Origin of the sequence: Legionella sp. km535 (assembly GCF_003990085.1) — a bacterium.
Taxonomy (GTDB): Bacteria; Pseudomonadota; Gammaproteobacteria; order Legionellales; family Legionellaceae; genus Legionella; species Legionella moravica.
This window is the reverse complement of sequence record NZ_RZGU01000012.1, coordinates 94120-112686: the sequence shown is the minus strand read 5'-3', so window position 1 is coordinate 112686 and position 18567 is coordinate 94120. Positions and strand designations below refer to the sequence as shown.

Sequence of the window (18567 nt, the reverse complement as noted above, 5' to 3'; positions counted from 1 at the left end):
ATTTCTTGAAAAACGGTATCTTTCACTGTACGTCCTTGACCTAAATGGGGATTTAGGGCGCTATCTTAGCGCTTTATCAAGGACGCTCAACTATTTCTTCTTTTACCGGACAGTAGTGCGCATTTGCGGGGATTGTCGGGGTGTTATAGGGGAGCATTGGTATTTAACGGTGTCCCATTTTCATCAGAAGAAATGGGTTCCCAATTGATGTCCTCAACTCGTGACCTTTGTGGGCCTTTCGTTTTAAACCGATTACTGCCGTCGCCTCTAAGAAGAGCTGTTCTGACACTATCCACTTTTTTAAATCTGGAAGCTCGTGCGCTAGGCTCAGCTATAATCGCTTTTTTGCTACTGAAAATACCCAAGTCTTTTATAAAGGAAAAGGACATTCGTTTTTTACTGGTATCAGACACTTTAATAACAACCGTATCTGTTTCCAATGGCAATTCTCTTTTAGTCTTCCTGGAGGATTTAGTTGAAGAGGACGGAATGGAGTCTTGAGCCAATCGCTCTGCCTCGATCTCTTCATCTGTTTTTATTTTCATAGTCGATGAGGGTAAAGAATCTAATGCAAGAAGCGAACTGTTCGATTTATCCTTTTTAATGACCATCGTACCTGAGGGTAGGGAATCTACTGATAAAACCTCCTCATCTGATTTGTCCGTTCTAATAATCATGGTTCCTGAAGGTAATGAATCTGTTTCTTCAGAAGCCTTGTCATCAAGAGACTCAGAGGATGCTTTGAATGAGATATGGCTGTCGTGCTCCTCTTCTGAATCACTGCTGGCTGAACTTGAATGCTCCGAATCTTCTGAGTCTTGCGGTAAAATCTCATTGACGTGTGAATAGATAAACTCTTTAAAACGAGCCGATTGTAATTTTCCTAAATGATTGAGTTCCTTAGGTGGAAGGAATTCTAAAAGAGAGAAGTGCATTTGAAACTCCTCCCCTTTAAGATCTTGTTTTATTTTTACCGTCGCTATCTCCTCATTTGAGGCGCGGTCCACATTGAATAAACCAAAGGTTAACCAGTGCAACGCTTTTCGGTACCAGGGTGCTTTATTCCATTCTAATTTGAATAATTCAGCTTCAAGGGATTGAGAGCATTGTTTGAAATAGCTATGGCTGTATTCTCTATAGCATTTGATGGCAAGTTTTTCCGCCATTCTGGTTAAACGAGTTTCTTTGGGCTCGCTCGCGGATATTTTTTTAAATACTTCATTGGCGCGAAGTAAAAAATCTTTATTATAAGCACTTAACGCGTTCGGGTTTATGAATGATTGTGAAATGCTCTGCAGAAAACCGTCGTTTATTTTCTCATTCAATAGCGCTTTTATCTCGTCAATATCTTGCTGTATGCCCAGCAGCTCTGAAGGAAAGGCCTCTTCCACTTGAGCATAGAAATTGTCCGGTGTCATAATACGAAACTTAAGCAGGGATTTAAATTGATTAATCGTCATGCGTTTCTCTGGTTCAGGACGAGTTAATTCTTGCACCAGGAGTGATAAATTGATGATTGAATTTGAAGGTGAGTCAAAATAAGATGCAGCACTTTTATCTCGGTCTCTGAACTCTGCGGGCAATTCATCTAATTGCGTTAATATCAGGAATTCCTTTAATATCATTCCCAATTGAAACGCCATAAATTGGGGCATATTCAGGACTGTAGTGTTCGCCTTTTCGTTAAAATCGATTCCAAAAATGTCAAAATCAAGGCAATCAAAGTATTCGTCGGGCGCATGAGCAGGGCTACTGCGCACTGTATTAACTAACGGATGTTCATTTTCAATCAGTGTTTTTCGGTCACTAATTAATAAACGGTTGTTATGAGCAAGAAAATTGCTGAGTTTCATGTCCGGGTGATACGCTTTGGTATCGATTAACAAGGAGCAAAAGTGGGTTATTTGAGCAAAATAATATCCAGCGACAGATGCAATTTTACTGGCTGGTTGGTTATGTAACTTTTTTGCTACTTCAGTCAAGTTACCCTGATTAGCAAATTGACTGAGTACTACAGGTCTGTATTCAACTGGCGATAAATGATTTTTGAGTACTTTTCTGAAGAGTACATAATCTTCAATGAAATACATCGATACAGGATGAGAATGAAGTCGCTGTTCCAGGCTTAGGCTGTCTCGGTCTTCGACACGAAAAATCAACTGTTCATCCCAGCTACTCATTGTGAATTTGAAGTTAGCGTTATTGCCGCCATCCCCCAGAGGTTCTGTTTTATATTTGATCCTAAATGGAATTGGGTTGGAAATTGGTGGATTTCCTTTAATGGCTTGAATTTTGGGCTCTACCATTTCTGAAATAATGATTTGCTTTTGTACTTTTGTTTTGATTTTATGATTGGTTTGAGCGAGCTTGGCGAGTCTTAGCGAAATGGCCGTGTATTCCTCACTGGATTCATCAAACGTTCTATTCAGCAAAATGGCATCACGATTTTGCATTAATGGGTATTCAATGTTGGGCTGCTGATCTTGTTCATTGTTAACGTCTGCCTCATCAACAGGTTCTTTTTTTGTATACCCAGCAACTGCCAGAGCAAACTGGATGCCTTTTAAAAAGAACGATGCGTGGGGATTAATGGAATATGCTTTAAGATGATCGAGAAAACTGTCCTTATTGGTGTTGGTCATCCAGTCATACAATTCAGCATTGGGTGATATGGTGTTCAATAAATAGTTTATTTTTTGTAAATAAAAGAGCCGTTTAATGTGTTCATCTTCAGGGATTGAATTGTAGGTGTTTACCAAATCAACTAAAGGTTGAAACTTTTTAGGGGCTGCTAACATCGGCATAACGGACTCCGGGTGATATAATTAGAGCAAAATTAGATTAATAAGATTTTATATAAAAAATTTGAACAAAAATAACACACTTGTATTGCTTGAGCAAGACTATTTTATAAGCAACACGAAATATTTTGTCACTAAACGGCTATATTTTTACTCTGTGGCTGTTGGTTCTTAAAGCTTGAAAAGAGAACAGTTGTTGTAAAATTTAATAGTTATCAGTTCAGAGACTATCTTCAATGAGGTGTTTTATGCTTTAATATTCCTTATTTATCTACATCAACTAAAGGGTTTGTTATGACTTTTGTAGTTACAGAAAGTTGTATTAAGTGTAAATATACTGATTGCGTTGAAGTATGTCCGGTTGATTGCTTCTATGAAGGGCCTAATTTTTTGGTCATACACCCGGAAGAATGTATTGACTGTGCTCTTTGCGAACCTGAATGTCCAGTGAATGCGATTGTCTCTGAAGATGATTTGACTGATGAGCAGCAACACTTTAAAGAATTAAATGCAGAGCTTGCGAAAGCCTGGCCAAACATCACGGCCAAAAAAGATGCTCCTGCTGATGCAAAAGATTGGGACGATGTTAAGGATAAACTTCAATATTTGCAAAAAGAGTGGAAGAAATAACCTCACTCGCTGAATCCTGTCGGCGAATTCTTAGCGAGAAAGGGCGGCTTTCCACCGCAATTCCTGGATTTGTTGCCCGAGCCCCTCAATCCGATTTGGCCGTAGCCATTGCTCAAGCCATCGCACAGAAAACGATTCTTGTTGCTGAAGCAGGGACGGGAACGGGTAAAACCTTTGCTTACCTGTTACCGTGCTTATTAAGTGGTAAAAAAGCACTTATATCGACAGCTACCAAAACATTGCAAGATCAATTATTTCAAAAAGATTTGCCTACCCTGGTTCGCGCCCTGGGTTTATCGGCGCGCATCCAAAATTTAAAAGGGCGTGCCAATTACATTTGCCAGCATCGAGTTCAACTGCATGCAGAAGAAGGGCAATTTCAAAGTCCGCAATGCGCTCATGAAGTGCTGCACATTAGGGACAAGCTGTCTCAAATGAAGGATGGCGAACGATCGGAGTTACCCGAGATCAATGAAGATTCACCCGTTTGGAATTATGTAACGTCTACAACCGACAACTGTCTGGGCGCTGAATGCCCTAATCACGAAACCTGTTTTTTAGTAAAGGCTCGTAAACGAGCTATGGATGCGGATATTGTTGTCATTAATCATCACTTATTTTTCGCTGATACTCGTTTGAAACAGGAAGGATTTGGGGAATTGTTACCTGGTGTTGATGTGATTGTATTTGATGAAGCACACCAATTGGCTGAAATAGCCACCCATTTCAACGGCGAACGTATTGGCACGCGTCAATTTGCCGATTTGGTTGACGACATTATCGGTGAGTGGCCTGTTCTGGATCTGGCGAACCAACCTTTGAAAGCCCTACGTAACAAATCAGATAAAGTGATGGATGAGCTTTTGAATTCCATCCCTTTTCGTGAAGACAGGGTGAGCTGGGATGAGGTACACCGAAACAAGACATTTAGGGAAGTCTGGGATAGTTGGCTGGCAATTAAAGAGGAACTGTTGGCTTGTTTAAGTGATGAACATATTGCCGAGGTTCCAGGTCTTGTCCGCTGTAAGGAGCGATTACTTGAACTGGATCAAACCCTGCTTTCATTTTCGCAGTCTGCAAAGGATAAAATACGCTGGCTTGAACGGTTTAAACAAACTTTAGTGTTTCATGCGACTCCATTTGATATCGCCCAAACCTTTAGTAACCTGTTACGGCATCATGAATGCACTTATGTATTTACTTCAGCAACTTTAACCATGGCCTCTTCGTTTGATTGTTTTTGCAAGCCTTTAGGCTTGGGAAGTGCTCAAACTTTATTATTACCTAGTCCTTTTAATTTTCAGGATCAAGCCTTGCTTTATATGCCGCGCGGTTTACCTGATCCCAAAGATTCCGGGTATTATGAAGCATTACTAGAACGTGCTTTGCCTGTCATAAAAGCCTGTGGTGGACGATGTTTTTTCTTGTTTACAAGTCATAAAGCATTAAAATTAGTTGCCCAAATGCTGAGCAATACTTTAGACTACCCACTATTGATTCAAGGTTCGGAGGCTAAACCCATTTTATTGGAGCGATTCAGACAATTAGGAAACGCGGTATTATTGGGAACCGCGACTTTTTGGGAGGGGGTTGACGTCAAGGGAGAAGCGCTTTCATGTGTTATCATTGATAAATTACCTTTTGCAAGCCCGGTTGATCCTGTTACCCGTGGTCGAATGGCTTTTTTAAAAGAAAAAGGGTTATCAGGCTTTGATGAGTTGTCTTTACCTAATGCCGTGATTGCTTTAAAGCAGGGGGTCGGTCGCTTGATTCGAGACATTACCGATAAAGGGGTATTGATGATTGCTGATCCGAGGCTTACTTCGCGAGAGTATGGCCGTAACATAATGGCCAGTTTGCCTCAAATACCACGTACACGTGATGAGCGCAAAGTGTTGCATTTTATTAAAGAGTTGGCGCTGGATTATGAAACTGTTAGCGATTGATACTTCGACTGAGCAAGCCAGCGTGGCTGTTTTATCAGGCGAAGAAATAACGTGCGAGGAGCAGGGGAGTCAAAGAACTCATGCTCAATTATTATTGCCCATGATAGACCGTCAAATGGTTCAGGCTGGTTTGCAACTGAATCAATTGGATGGAATAATTTTCGGTTGTGGTCCTGGCAGTTTTACTGGGTTGCGCATAGCCTGTAGTATTGCCAAGGGATTAGCTTATGCCCATGATTTGGATTTAATACCAGTTAGCAGTCTGGCGGCTATCGCCTGGGCAGCTCGAGAACATGCGGATAGTCGCAACGCGTCTGTTTTAGCGGTATTGGATGCGCGAATGCATGAGCTGTATTGGGGATATTTTCGCTCAGAGCAATGGGTAGCAGAGGAGCAGGTTAATGCGGCGCATGATATTTCTCTGCCTGAAGATCAACCCGTTGTATTGGCTGGAGTTGGCATTGAGCTGTATTGGAATGATTTTTCAGATTCAATTAAATCTCAAGTCAGCACCCAATTGAATGTATTTCCAAATGCAGCGGCCATGATAAAATTAGTGCAGAATACGGGTATTAATCCGGTTCCTGTAGCACAAGCTCAACCTGTATATGTGCGCAATCAGGTGACTCAAGGAGATTCGCGTGGATAAAAAATTATTGGAACTGTTAGTCTGCCCTTTATGTAAAGGAAAGTTAATAGTAAAAAAACAAGAACTTATATGTAAATTTGATCGTCTGGCCTTTCCTGTAAGGGATGATATACCGGTTATGCTGGAACATGAGGCACGGATTCTTTCATTGGAAGAAAAAGATAAATTATGAGTACTCCTTTTCATGTGATCATACCCGCACGATTTCAATCGACCCGCTTTCCAGGCAAACTACTCCAGGAATTAAATGGTTTTACGGTTATTGAGCGTGTGTACCGACAGGCTCTTCTGGCACAGGCACAATCGATTACCATTGCTACAGATACGGAATCTATTGCCGAGCATGCGCGCGGCTTTGGTGCAGAAGTGATTATGACTTTGCCTTCTCACCAAACAGGGACAGACCGAATTGCGGAAGTTGTGGCAAAGGGGAATTATGCCGCGGATGATATTATTGTCAATGTGCAAGGGGATGAGCCATTTATTTCTCCACTATTGATTCAACAAGTAGCTCAAGGATTAATTCATACCGACGCACCGATGTCGACTTTGTGCTGGCCAATAACCAGCCTGGACCTGTTAAAAAATCCCAATGTCGTTAAAGTAGTGCGTAATAGAGATAACCATGCGTTGTATTTTTCCAGAAGCATCATTCCTGCAAACAGAGAGGATGGTCTGTCCTTTGAACACACGTTTCGCCATATTGGTTTGTATGCTTATCGCGCTGCGTTTTTACTGGATTTTGTGACCTGGCCAGTGTGTGAGCTTGAACGGCTTGAAGCCCTGGAGCAGTTACGGGTTCTGTGGGCCGGTTATTCCATCAAGGTAGAACAAGCCTGTGTCGAACCTTTGCAAGATATTAATACAAAAGAAGATTTAATGAAAGCAAGGCAACACTTAGCAGCCATTTCAGATGAATAATTTTGCATTATATAAAATCTTAATGACAGGTATTAATATTTTAAATGTACACTTAATAATCAGTTAACTAATTAAGCTGTATCATTCCATATACAGATATCAAATAGTATCTCAACTAACCAGAACAAATGAATGCCAATTTCAGAGATTTATTGATTTATCAATGATTAATGAGGTGGTTGAATCGTAACCTGAGTTTGTTCCATAAGTCTTTAGAAAATGTACTAAACTTTAATTATAAAGAGCATATAGAGATTAACGGCGTTGAATTGATGGAACATTAATGCATTCAGAACACTGCAACCTCCAAAATTTTGGAGGAAGTATCGTTAGTCCAATTATTGATCCATTATTTATAGGTGATGCATATGTTTACAGTTGAAAACAGCGCTCAAGGTAATTGCATGTATGAGGCGTACAGCATTTCATTAATGTATTTTCTTCGCGCAAAAAATAACTCTCAAATAACAGATACTGTACTCAATAAATTTGGTCTTACAGAGGAAGAGAAAAAACAATTAATTCCTTTGATCACTGAAAATCGGGATCAAAAATTCTCACGTGAAAGCATTAGAAACATTATTGAGCCAGTACTTGCTACTAAAGCAAGGGCCTTAGGAGCTCGTCAAACTCGTGAGGATTTTATTAATGATCCACTCACAACCGGTTTGTATACATCCGCACAATACGGATTAGAATACTTTTTTAAATTTGGTCTTCGTGAATATCCTGAATCTCATTTTTTGACCAGTGATTTTACAATTAGAGATTATACTGAAGCAGAAATTTATAAAGTAGCGAATATAAAAAACACAATGCTGGCTTTTGCTTTAGAAAAAAGTGAGGAAGTCCACGCGAAATTTGAAGCTGAGTGGGCCAAAATAAAGGACACTGTTGAGCCTCAGGATGTTTCGTTTCGTAAAGGCAGAGTTTTAGATGAAATTATTGCCGAAAAAACGATAGAGTTTTTTAGCGAAAATAACTACCGTAATTTAGATGCTTATATATCTCGTCTTGCTACCAATTATGTTTGGGGAACGGAAGAAACGCTGCTGACCATTAACCGGGCAGTGCAGGGAGAGCATTTTGTTCGTAATGATAAAGATAGAGTAGACACCTACTACGACACAGTAATTAATTTACAGATTCGTGTTAATGGGCGAGCACCTGATTATGCACAAGCTGAACAACCGGATTTGATTCTTAATAACAGCAATAATATTCATTGGAATTCGTTAATACCTCTCTATATATCTAATCCGGAGCAAGCTCGTTTAGCAGCGGAGCAAGAACAATTAGCGCAGCAACCAATATCACTCATGCCTGATGAGCCGATAACGCATGAATCTCAGGATCTACTTGATGCTAAAAGTAAACAAATTCTAAATGATGAGGAGTTGGCTCGACAAATTGAGCTATTAGAGCTTGAAACTCTGCGTCAAATTGAATTTGATCGTCAAATTGCTGAGCAAATGAAAGCAGATGACTTAGCTGTTGCAGAACAAATGAACCATTTGTTAGAGCAAGACAGACTATTAGCTGAGCAAATTCAAACTGAAGAATTAGAGGCTAAAGCCCAACTGGTATTAGAAATGCAACAGGATGAGCTTTTAGCTCAGCAAATTTCTGAAAAAGAACAGCAGGCTAACGCACAAATGGAGTTAGTCCCTAATCATGATGAAGATCTGCCTTTGCATAGTCCTGATGGAGAAGATCTGGATAGCGCACAAAGAGATTTATTAGTTCAGCAGGATGCTCATTTAGCTCAGCAGGTTTTTGAAGAAGAACAGCAGCAGGCTAACTTAGCGGCTCACCCGGTTGCTCATGAAGTATCGCGTCTTAATGAGCAAATGGATCTCATTACGCAACCTGTCCCTGCCATAAATGCAACCAATGAGAAAGCTCAGGCAGCCAATACAAAATTCGAATCCTTAATGGCTGAGTTTGGTAAAAAGGTTGCAGATTTGAATCAGAGAGCAATTAATGCAGTAAGATCAGGAGACATCTCACAGGCTGAGTCATTGAGAACAGCACACGGTGTTGCTGAAACTTTATTGGAAGATTTAGTTTCAGCTAAATCTGCTTATGATGTAAATCCTAATCAAGAATCCTATCAACACTTTAAAACCCAATGTGTTGCGAGTATCGAGCAAGCAAGACCTGAACTGGAGCGCCATCGTGGCATGAAACAACTTTTGGGTAATATTGTGTTGGCAGTCATTGGGCTTGGAGTAGTATATTTAGCTGCTGCAGCTATAAACAAAGCAGTTACTGGTAATTTCTTGTTCTTTAAAACAAATACTGCAAAAATTGTGGATGACATTAAGAGTAATGTCGATGAGTTTGAACCGACTCAGCCCAATCCAAAATAATTTAAAATTACTTCACGGCCCTATGATTTAATAGAACTACCGAATTCCAAATTGATTTTGGGAATTCGGTGGTTTCGTTATTTGAGGAGTTGGATGTTCATAAACGATTCCAGGTACGGAATCTTATCGGTTATGACACTGTTTTCCTGGTCACGATTCTTTTTCGAAGATACAAAATGAATGCTGGAATCAACATCATCACAATTCCTACAGAGAAAATCTGCCGAAAATGTGCTGCTCCGCCGACATCCATACTTTGTTCCGGAGGAATAAATCCAACGAATAAGGTGATGGAGCATCCAAATAATCCCAAAATGCAAACCAGATAGTATCCAGTTTTGCCTCCAGGTATTGCGAAGGGTCTTTCCATGTGTGCAAATTTACTTTTTAAATTCCAGGCTGCGATAAACATCAGAACATACATCATCATGTACAATTCGGTGCTTAGATCTGTAAAAAGCCAATATATGGCATTGACACTGGGGAACAGTAAAAAGCCGCTGCACAAAATGGTGACCAGCACCGCTTGCAATATTAATATGCGGGATGCAATACCATGTTTATTCAATTTACACATAAATTGCGGTAAAAAATCCTGCTTTGCTGCCATGAGTAAACCCTTGGCAGGAGAAATTATCCAGTTAATCATACTGCCGAGGCTACCTAGCAGAAGAAGAAATACCAACAGAGGCATTAACCAGTTTAAATGATAGGCCTGGAAGAAATTATCAAATGCCCTCATGACCCCATCAACAAGGCTTATCTTGTCTTTGGGTAAGACAAAGGCTATGGCCAGAGAGCCTAATATCATAGTGAACAGGATTAATAAAACTGAAAAAAACATGGCCTTGGGGAAGTTTTTTTGTGGATCCCGAACATTTCTGACATGAACAGCGGCCAGTTCCATTCCAAGAAATGAGGTCATAATCGCAGTTAAGGATACCCAGGACTGACTGTCGTGCCATTGGGGTAATAAATGTGGCAGGCTTAAATCAATTGCTATTGGATGACCTTTGATCAGCCAAATAATTGCCAGGAGAATGATGAATCCCATGGGGATGATCATTCCAACAATCGCACAGAAACCTGCAAAGGTGGCTGAGGTTCGTAAACCGGATAATCCAATTAATGTCAACGACCAAAAAATGATTAAAATCACGGATATGAGGTAGTATTTATTTTGAGCGAGTTCAGGATTGATGAGGTAGGCTATGGTGCCTGCGATAAAAGATAATATTGTGGGATACCATACAAGGGTATTAATCCATTGCAGCCAGATGGTAAAAAATGCAACGTTTTCTCCAAAGGCATGTTTTACCCAGCTGTAAATACCGCCTTCCTCTTCAGACCAGGTTGATGATAATTCAGCCGAGATCAGTGCAACCGGGATTAAAAAAATGATGGCAGAAAAAATAAAAAAGAAAATCAGGGTTGAACCAAATAAAGCAGTCCCAGGTAAATTTCTGATGCTGTCAATTGCTCCGGTTATAAGTAATACCAAAGCGAGCACCGATATTTTTTCAGAGGACCAGTTTTTCATTGATTTTTCGAGTTGATAAAAAGATATGCATTATACAGTAGCTTAGGTCTTGAGGTGAACTTTTATTTTTGCAAAATCTATTATAATGTCATTTTTTATGGGGTACTTGAACATTTGATACTAGAAGTACTGTTTATCTTATTCATTTTGTCATCGATGTTATCTAGCAATGTTTAATGAAAGATGTTTGATCCCCTCATCCGCCTGCCGGCACCTTCTCCCGGAGGGAGAAGGCTATTTTAGAGAACTCGGTAATACTTGAAATAAAATGTTTTAATATCCCCCCACATCTGCCATGATTAGCCTTCTCCCTCCGGGAGAAGGTGCCGGCAGGCGGATGAGGGGATCAAACATCTTTTAATAAACATCGATAGATCACATCCATAACTAAATCAAACTGTTGCTGCACCTCATCATTCCAAAACCTTAGAACTTCATAGCCCAAATGATTAAGATAATCAGTCCTTTTATTATCATATTCCTGTTGCGTGAAATCATTATGCTGACCCCCATCTATCTCAATAATTAACTTTTTTTCGAAACAAACGAAATCAACAATATAGTTCCCCAAAGGGCATTGTCTTCTGAATTTAAATCCCTGAAACCTTCTTGATCTTAACGAGTGCCATATTTTAGTTTCCATGCAGGTGCTGTTTTTGCGTAGTTTTTTTGCTTTATCAAGTAATTCCATTCATTTAATCCATTATTAGTTGGGCTATGCATATTAATTGATAAAGTGAATAATTTTAAGATCCCCTCATCCGCCTGTCGGCACCTTCTCCCGGAGGGAGAAGGCTGTTTATGGCGGATGAGGGTGCTTTAAAGCATTTCATTAGCCCTGTGTTATCTTGAAAAAATACCCAATATTTCAATTCAAACATTACCGAGTCTATTTTAGAATAGCCTTCTCCCTCCGGGAGAAGGTGCCGATAGGCGGATGAGGGGATCTGACATCTTTCATTTATTTATCGAGTCTAATGATCAAATTACTTGTTTTTATACCCATCTTTACAGGAAGGAGATTTTAAAACAGGGGATTCTTTTTGTTCCCACTCATGTTCTGTATACAAATGCATGCTTAAGGCATGTAATCCCTTGTCAAACTCCTGTTTTAACAGGTTATTGACCATCCGGTGCCGTGCTATTCGGCTTAATTCATTAAAACGAGAAGACACAGCAATGACTTTAAAGTGTGTTTCTGCTCCTTCAGGTACATGATGATTTTTAGATTCATCCTCGACTGATAAGAATACAGGAGAAAGTTCTTCCGATAATTGACGTTCTATATCTAATTTACGCGACATGATTTACTCTTATGCCAGATATTGAATGTTTGATTATATCCCCTAATCATGTGTTGTCATAGTGCACTGACAATTTTGTCACAATATGACATAAAATGTCAGTTTTTGTCGTGGTTAAAATGAACTGATACCGAAAATGAAGATGATATCAGGTGGTTTATCGAGCTAAAATACAGCCGTATGCAGTGTCATTTAAATTGGCATTATGTATGCATGAATAAAATTGTTAATTACCTATGGAGATGGCCATGAGACAAAAGGGTTTTACGTTGATTGAATTAATGATCGTAGTCGCGATTATCGGTATTTTGGCTGCTATTGCGATTCCTGCTTATCAAGATTATACCATAAGAGCACGTGTTACAGAGGGATTGGAACTGGCTTCTTCTGCTAAACTCGCGGTATCTGAAACAGCTATTACCAATAATGCCTTGCCAGCAACCCAGGCTGCTACGGGATATACTTTTGGTCTAGCAACACCTAACGTCCAATCAATCGCTATTGCTGATAATACTGGGGTTATAACCATTACTTACACAGCTGCTGCTGGCGGCGGTACTATCGTTATGACTCCTACCTTGCAAGCAAATGGAGATGTGACCTGGACTTGTAATGGCGGTACCTTATTGGCTAAATATCGACCAGCAAGTTGCAGATAAAATTCTTGCTTAATTGAAACCGTCCTTAGGGGCGGTTTTTATTTGCCTTAAATAATGAGGCTTTTGATTATTCTGTGAATAGGCTGTTTCTATCAAACAAACTGGCATTTATTATGCGTGCAAAACTTTAAATACAATCTCAGAGATTACTATGGTAGCAAAAGGATTTACTTTGATTGAAGTGATGATTGTTGTGGCCATAATTGGAATTTTGGCCGCTATTGCTATTCCTGTCTATCAAAATTATCTCATCCGTGCGCGAGTCGTAGAGGGATTGAATTTAGCCTATGCAGCTCAGCTTTTAGTTACAGAAACCACTTTTGCCCAAAGCGCTTTCCCAACTACTCAATTGGAAACAGGATATATAACTCCTGCTGCAACTCCTGATGTAGCATCAATAACCATTGCAAATCAGGGGCTAATTACCATAACATATACAGCACAAGCCGGTGATGGGACTATAGTTTTGACTCCCACCCTGGATCCGGATAGAGCCATACATTGGGATTGCACTGGAGGAACCTTGGCTAATCGTTATCGCCCTGCGTATTGCCGTCCCTAACTGAATTTTTTACATCTCTGCAAAATTGACTGAGTGATAGTGTACGATAGCCATAACTCAGTAACATATTGGGTATTTACATGAACAGCACAACATCCGTACTAGAAGAACAGCGCATACTTAAAATATCCATAGCGGTAACGTTTTTGCTAGCAGTGGCAGGTATTTTGTTTGGCTTACTTTCGGGGTCATTGGCGATAGTATTTGATGGTATGTTCAATATGGTTGACACTGCCATGTCAATACTTTCTCTTTTGGTAGCACGTCTTTTGACCAGTAAAGGTAATCGCCGATTTCAATATGGTTATTGGCATGTCGAACCAATGGTACTTGTCTTTAATGGAAGTGTTCTTATTTTGATCTGTGCTTATGCATTAGTCAATGCGATTGGCAGTTTGCTGTCAGGTGGACGAGAATTAAACTTTGACTGGGCTTTCGTTTTTGCCTTATTGATGTCGGCCTTGTCGATAATCATGTATGTGTATATTCGCCATAAGAACGTCAAACTGAGTTCCGAATTTTTACGCCTGGACACACAAAGCTGGCTTATTTCTGCAGCGATTTCCAGTTCGCTTTTGATTGCATTTGGTACCGCTGCTTTAATGGATGGCACTGCTTATGAGTACCTGACCCCGTATATTGATCCCTTTATTTTAGCCTTATTAACTGCCTGTTTGATTTTTGTACCCATGGGAGCGGTACGTGATGCAATGCGCGATATGTTTTTAATTGCCCCTTTTGGTCTCGATGAAAAAGTAAGGGGCTTTTTAGATGAACTGACAAAACGGTATCAGTTTAAAACCTATTCCAGTTATGTTGCAAAGATAGGACGCGCGCAGTTTATTGAAATTCATATAGTAGTTCCGGAGGGTTATCCCATTTCCGGTATTGAAACTCTGGATGCAATCCGTCGTGAAATCGTAGGCGTTATGGGGGGAAATGGCCCTAAGCTTTGGTTAACTATCGCATTTACCACGGATGAAAGCTGGATTTAGGTGCTGGGGCAGTGGTGTAGGTAAGTTGTTCAGACACGCTAAAACAACATTTCTTAACATCAGGAATCCTCGCTTTCGCGAGGATGATGAATAAACAGTGAAGAACCTTCTTAGCGAGCGTTTAATTTTTTTGCGACCAACTGATTTTTTAAACGGACATAATCAGGCATTCCGTTAATGTAATTGGGATAAGCTTCGCCTTGAATCAATGGAGACAGATACCGTTTACAGGCAGGAGTGATACCCATTCCGTCTTCTGAAATATATTCAGCTGGCATTGCTTTTTCCTGATTGGCTACTTCTGCTAAGGCTACTTTACCTATAGACCATTGATAGGGCTCATCCTGCTCGCGGATAATCACAGGCATGATGGCATTATGGCCTTTAACGGCATATTCAACAGCTGCTTTGCCCAGAGCATAGGCTTGTTCTACATCCACTTGCGACGCTATGTGGCGAGCGGCTCGTTGCAGATAATCCGCTACAGCCCAGTGGTATTTGTAGCCCAGTTCTGACTTAACCAGTTGTGCTATGACCGGAGCTACTCCTCCCAGTTGCGCATGACCGAAAGCGTCTCTTAATCCTGCGTCACTTAAGAACTTGCCTTCTTTGTTGCGTATTCCTTCTGAAACAACAATAACGCAATAACCGTAGGATTTAACACATTCGGAAACTTTTGCCAGGAATTTTTCCGGATCAAAAGAGACTTCCGGTAACAGAATAATATGCGGTGGTTCTTCTGGATTGTCACTCGCAAGTCCACTGGCTGCGGCGATCCAGCCAGCATGACGACCCATTACTTCAAGAATAAATACTTTGGTGGATGAAGCAGCCATGGAGGCTACATCAAAGCCGGCTTCCTTGGTTGAAATCGCCACGTATTTGGCAACTGAACCAAATCCAGGACAGGCGTCAGTATAGGGCAGGTCATTGTCCACTGTTTTGGGTATTCCGATGCAGGTAATTGGGTATCCCATAGTTTCCCCTAGCTGCGAAACTTTATGCGCTGTATCCTGAGAGTCACCACCGCCATTGTAGAAAAAATATCCGATATTATGAGCCTTGAATACTTCAATCAACCGTTTGTACTCATCGTCATTATTATTTAATTTATACCGACAAGAACCAAAAGCCCCCGAAGGTGTTTGCAATAATTTAGCGATATCCGCATCGCTTTCCAGAGAGGTATCAATGAGTTCTTCATTCAAAGCTCCAATAATTCCATTTTTGGCAGCAAACACGGTTCCGATGTGTTCGGGGTATAACTTTGCAGTCTGAATAACGCCACAAGCCGAGGCGTTTATCACGGCAGTAACGCCACCTGATTGCGCATAAATTGCATTTTTAACAGCCATTTTATCTCCATCAATTTATTGGAATTATTGAGTTTTATTGTGAGTATTGATTTTCATATTCATTAAGTACTGCATCAATGCTTTGAATTAATTCAGCAAAAGCTCCGGATAAGTCATCAATTTTTGCTGTGGCTGCTGCCAGTTTTTCCATTTGCATCACTTTCTTTTGCAAGACAGGAACCCCACAAAAACAACAGGCTCCATGTAATTTATGCGCTAATTCGCCCAGGCCCTTGATGTTTTTGTTATGCATGAGCTCGATAAATTCTTCCCGATTTTTATACAGTTCCTCGATGAACTTTGCCAGAAATTCTTCGGCGAGTTGCTGATTGCCTGAAACTTTTTGAACACACAATTGCCAGTCGATTGCTGCGTGTTTAGCCTTGTCAACAATACGCAGAATCTGTAGCAATAATTGTTTTTCATCTATCGGTTTTTGTAGACAAAAATCAACACCTGATTTTTTCAAATCTACTGTGCTGATATCACCACTGTTTGCACTGATCAGAACAATGGGAGTATGTTTGTTAAGCAAGGAGTTGTGGCGAATCATTCGGGCTGCTTCCAGACCATTGAGTTTTGGCATTTGCAAGTCGAGCAGGATAATATTGAACTTTTTATCCTCACAAGCTGTTACAGCCATAGCTCCATCATCAACTGCCGTTACATTGGTATTCTCATTTAATAACGAGTTGAGGAGCATTTTGTTGACCGGATTATCCTCAGCGATTAATAATTCGGGATGTAAGAAGCGCAATTGCTCACGTAAGCCGTCTAATTCATGATTTGTTGCTTTTTCACTCGTTTTATTGTTGTTCAGCGATTCGATGAGATCCTGAAGTTTCTGTATGCTGATGGGTTTGTATAAAAATCCATGGGCTCCAAGTGCCGCGTAATCGTTTATAGGCCATTTCGAGATCAGAACACTGGGTAGGTGATGGTGTTGTTTAATCAACTCGGCTACCTGTTGTTCGCAACCCTGATTGACGTTAATAAACGCTATGTTGCATTTGGTGTTTTTAGCCAGAGCTTTTGCCAGTTTGTTAAATGAGTTAACCGCAACACATTCAATACCCCAATAGCCCAGCCCATTACATAAGGCCTCTAAATGCAGGGGATTGTCATCAAAACACAAAATTTTTAAATGGGCGAAGCGGTGAGTCTGGTTTTTTTCAATTTCATAGGCTAGTAATTTTTCAACTTTTATTCGCGCTGTAAACGTTGACCCTTTGTTCAGTTCGCTGGTGAGACTGATACGGCCATGCATTTCTTCACAGAGTTTTTTACAGATAACCAGACCTAATCCTGACCCCCCATAACGTCGAGTTATGCTGGTGTCGGCCTGATTAAAGGCTGTAAACAATTTGTTTTGATCTTCTGGGGATATGCCTATTCCTGTGTCGGTTATGGTAAACAGCAGGGTATAGTCTTTGTCGGTTTCGAGATCAATTTTGGTGCGTATTAAAACATAACCGTGATCCGTGAATTTAACCGCATTGGTTACCAGATTACTGATAATCTGTTTGATTCTGAACGGATCACCCAGTATGGTTTTAGGCACCTGTATGTCTGTGATCGGGATTAAATCAATTCCCTTTTTGTGGGCATTGGGACTGGCCAGAGCAAGGACTTCGTCGACACATGCTCTGATGTCAACAGGGATGCAGTCGAGATGTAATTTACCCGCATCAATTTTTGAAAAATCAAGAATATCATTAATGATGCCCAATAAATCCTGGGCAGATGATTTAATGGTTTTTACATAGTCCAGTTGCAATGGATCCAGTTTGCTTTCCAGCAATACATTGGTAAAACCGATAACTCCATTCATTGGAGTTCGAATTTCGTGACTCATGTTCGCGATAAACTCTGATTTTTGTCGGCTTTTCTCTTCTGTTTTTTTCTTTTCCAGGGACAATTGAATGTTTTTTTCTTCCAGTAACTCAAGACTTTGTTGTAAATCCTCGGTGGCTACTTCAATATGTTGATTGAGATCTCTTATGGTATTCAAATATTGTGTTTGTAAGTGCGCACACCCTTTTTCAATAACGCCTAATTCTCCCTGGCTGCCGACCTTTATTTCCGTTTCAAACTCATTACTTAAAATTTGTTTCATGCTGCGGCGTAATCGGGAAATCGGCAAATAGATCCGCTTGGACAGAAAATAATGAATGGTTAAGCCCATCAACAAGCCAAACAACGTAATAAAAATAGTGACTATAAGCATTTGATACCGCTTGATGAGCATGGATTGCGTATCGATATCAATGGACAGCCAGCCTAAAATATCGTCAGCCTGGAAGGCTACGGGGCTTGGAATGTTTTTGAATAAGGTGCTGTTGGAGTACAAGTTGAATTTGGGAAGGGTTATGGGGGCGATAAAATTAATGGTAAAGGGATTGATGTGTTTGCTTTCAATATAATCCCCAGTGAAGTCTGGTGGATTAAAGGGTTTATGGATGGAATGTTTTCCACCGCGATAAGCGAGCAATTGCCCGCTGGCATTGTAAAATGCAAGTGCTTTTACCTCGGGATTGATTGTGGATGCATTAATCAGTCCTTGCAAGGTGCGGTCATCATTACGAAGCAAGGCAAATTGAGCTGCAGGAAGTAACTGGCGAATGTAAGCCTCGCCTAAACGGGACATGTGTTGATTCAAGTCCTTCCCAAATTGGCCATTGTAAAATACAGCAAAAAGCAAGGCGACTAAGAAGGCCGGGATCAGCGTGGTGATTCTTAGTTGATATTTAATACCAATACTTTTCAAGAGATAACTCCCGTTTATACTGAATTGAGCGGTTGAATCTTTGCGTTGATGGTAAAGTCGGCTATT

General features: G+C 40.4%; 15 protein-coding genes. 9 read left to right on the top strand and 6 right to left on the bottom strand.

All coding sequences use genetic code 11. The features are described 5' to 3' along the window. Nucleotides 1–143 precede the first annotated feature (143 nt). Nucleotides 144–2804 carry a hypothetical protein gene (locus tag ELY21_RS08745; protein WP_127108767.1) on the bottom strand — a complete coding sequence of 887 codons (2661 nt, stop codon included), beginning with the start codon at nucleotides 2802–2804 and terminating at the stop codon, nucleotides 144–146. Nucleotides 2805–3095: 291 nt separating this feature from the next. Here ELY21_RS08745 and fdxA point away from each other — a divergent pair, with 291 nt between their 5' ends. The 6 genes from fdxA to ELY21_RS08715 all read left to right on the top strand — a co-directional run bounded on the left by fdxA (nucleotide 3096) and on the right by ELY21_RS08715 (nucleotide 9319). Further along, nucleotides 3096–3431: a ferredoxin FdxA gene (gene fdxA, locus ELY21_RS08740; RefSeq protein WP_028385347.1), complete on the top strand. Its 336-nt coding sequence runs from the start codon at nucleotides 3096–3098 to the stop codon at nucleotides 3429–3431. Continuing rightward, the gene (locus ELY21_RS08735) at nucleotides 3419–5377 is read left to right on the top strand and encodes an ATP-dependent DNA helicase (protein WP_127108765.1); all 1959 of its coding nucleotides are present in this window, start codon (nucleotides 3419–3421) and stop codon (nucleotides 5375–5377) included. The genes fdxA and ELY21_RS08735 overlap by 13 nt, the downstream gene beginning before the upstream one ends. Continuing rightward, nucleotides 5358–6026 carry a tRNA (adenosine(37)-N6)-threonylcarbamoyltransferase complex dimerization subunit type 1 TsaB gene (tsaB, locus tag ELY21_RS08730; RefSeq protein ID WP_127108763.1) on the top strand — a complete coding sequence of 223 codons (669 nt, stop codon included), beginning with the start codon at nucleotides 5358–5360 and terminating at the stop codon, nucleotides 6024–6026. Before ELY21_RS08735 ends, tsaB begins: the two co-directional genes overlap by 20 nt. Next, nucleotides 6019–6198, top strand: coding sequence for a Trm112 family protein (locus ELY21_RS08725; RefSeq protein WP_127108761.1), 180 nt, complete (start codon nucleotides 6019–6021; stop codon nucleotides 6196–6198). The genes tsaB and ELY21_RS08725 overlap by 8 nt, the downstream gene beginning before the upstream one ends. Then, complete coding sequence (kdsB, locus tag ELY21_RS08720; protein WP_127108759.1) at nucleotides 6195–6947, top strand: 3-deoxy-manno-octulosonate cytidylyltransferase; 753 nt, start codon at nucleotides 6195–6197, stop codon at nucleotides 6945–6947. Before ELY21_RS08725 ends, kdsB begins: the two co-directional genes overlap by 4 nt. A 368-nt stretch (nucleotides 6948–7315) precedes the next feature. Further along, nucleotides 7316–9319 carry a hypothetical protein gene (locus ELY21_RS08715; protein ID WP_127108757.1) on the top strand — a complete coding sequence of 668 codons (2004 nt, stop codon included), beginning with the start codon at nucleotides 7316–7318 and terminating at the stop codon, nucleotides 9317–9319. 130 nt (nucleotides 9320–9449) lie between these two features. On the opposite strand, the gene ELY21_RS08710 is transcribed toward ELY21_RS08715, so the two are convergent. From ELY21_RS08710 to ELY21_RS08700, 3 genes are all read right to left on the bottom strand, one after another. Next, nucleotides 9450–10859, bottom strand: coding sequence for an APC family permease (locus ELY21_RS08710; RefSeq protein WP_127108755.1), 1410 nt, complete (start codon nucleotides 10857–10859; stop codon nucleotides 9450–9452). A 346-nt stretch (nucleotides 10860–11205) separates the two neighbouring features. Then, a complete protein-coding gene (locus ELY21_RS08705) occupies nucleotides 11206–11550 on the bottom strand; it encodes an endonuclease domain-containing protein (protein ID WP_127108753.1) in 345 nt (114 codons plus the stop codon). A gap of 295 nt (nucleotides 11551–11845) precedes the next feature. Continuing rightward, nucleotides 11846–12163: a BolA family transcriptional regulator gene (locus tag ELY21_RS08700; protein ID WP_127108751.1), complete on the bottom strand. Its 318-nt coding sequence runs from the start codon at nucleotides 12161–12163 to the stop codon at nucleotides 11846–11848. Between the two features lie 248 nt (nucleotides 12164–12411). Here ELY21_RS08700 and ELY21_RS08695 point away from each other — a divergent pair, with 248 nt between their 5' ends. The 3 genes from ELY21_RS08695 to ELY21_RS08685 all read left to right on the top strand — a co-directional run bounded on the left by ELY21_RS08695 (nucleotide 12412) and on the right by ELY21_RS08685 (nucleotide 14379). Continuing rightward, the gene (locus ELY21_RS08695) at nucleotides 12412–12822 is read left to right on the top strand and encodes a pilin (RefSeq protein WP_199741680.1); all 411 of its coding nucleotides are present in this window, start codon (nucleotides 12412–12414) and stop codon (nucleotides 12820–12822) included. A gap of 151 nt (nucleotides 12823–12973) precedes the next feature. Next, nucleotides 12974–13384, top strand: coding sequence for a pilin (locus ELY21_RS08690; RefSeq protein ID WP_127108747.1), 411 nt, complete (start codon nucleotides 12974–12976; stop codon nucleotides 13382–13384). A gap of 80 nt (nucleotides 13385–13464) precedes the next feature. After that, the gene (locus ELY21_RS08685; RefSeq protein ID WP_127108745.1) at nucleotides 13465–14379 is read left to right on the top strand and encodes a cation diffusion facilitator family transporter; all 915 of its coding nucleotides are present in this window, start codon (nucleotides 13465–13467) and stop codon (nucleotides 14377–14379) included. Between the two features lie 110 nt (nucleotides 14380–14489). On the opposite strand, the gene ELY21_RS08680 is transcribed toward ELY21_RS08685, so the two are convergent. Next, nucleotides 14490–15734 carry a 6-phosphofructokinase gene (locus ELY21_RS08680; protein WP_127108743.1) on the bottom strand — a complete coding sequence of 415 codons (1245 nt, stop codon included), beginning with the start codon at nucleotides 15732–15734 and terminating at the stop codon, nucleotides 14490–14492. A gap of 34 nt (nucleotides 15735–15768) precedes the next feature. Beyond that, on the bottom strand, nucleotides 15769–18501 hold the full coding sequence (gene letS / locus ELY21_RS08675; protein ID WP_127108741.1) for a two-component system sensor histidine kinase LetS: 2733 nt from the start codon (nucleotides 18499–18501) through the stop codon (nucleotides 15769–15771). Nucleotides 18502–18567: the final 66 nt, after the last annotated feature.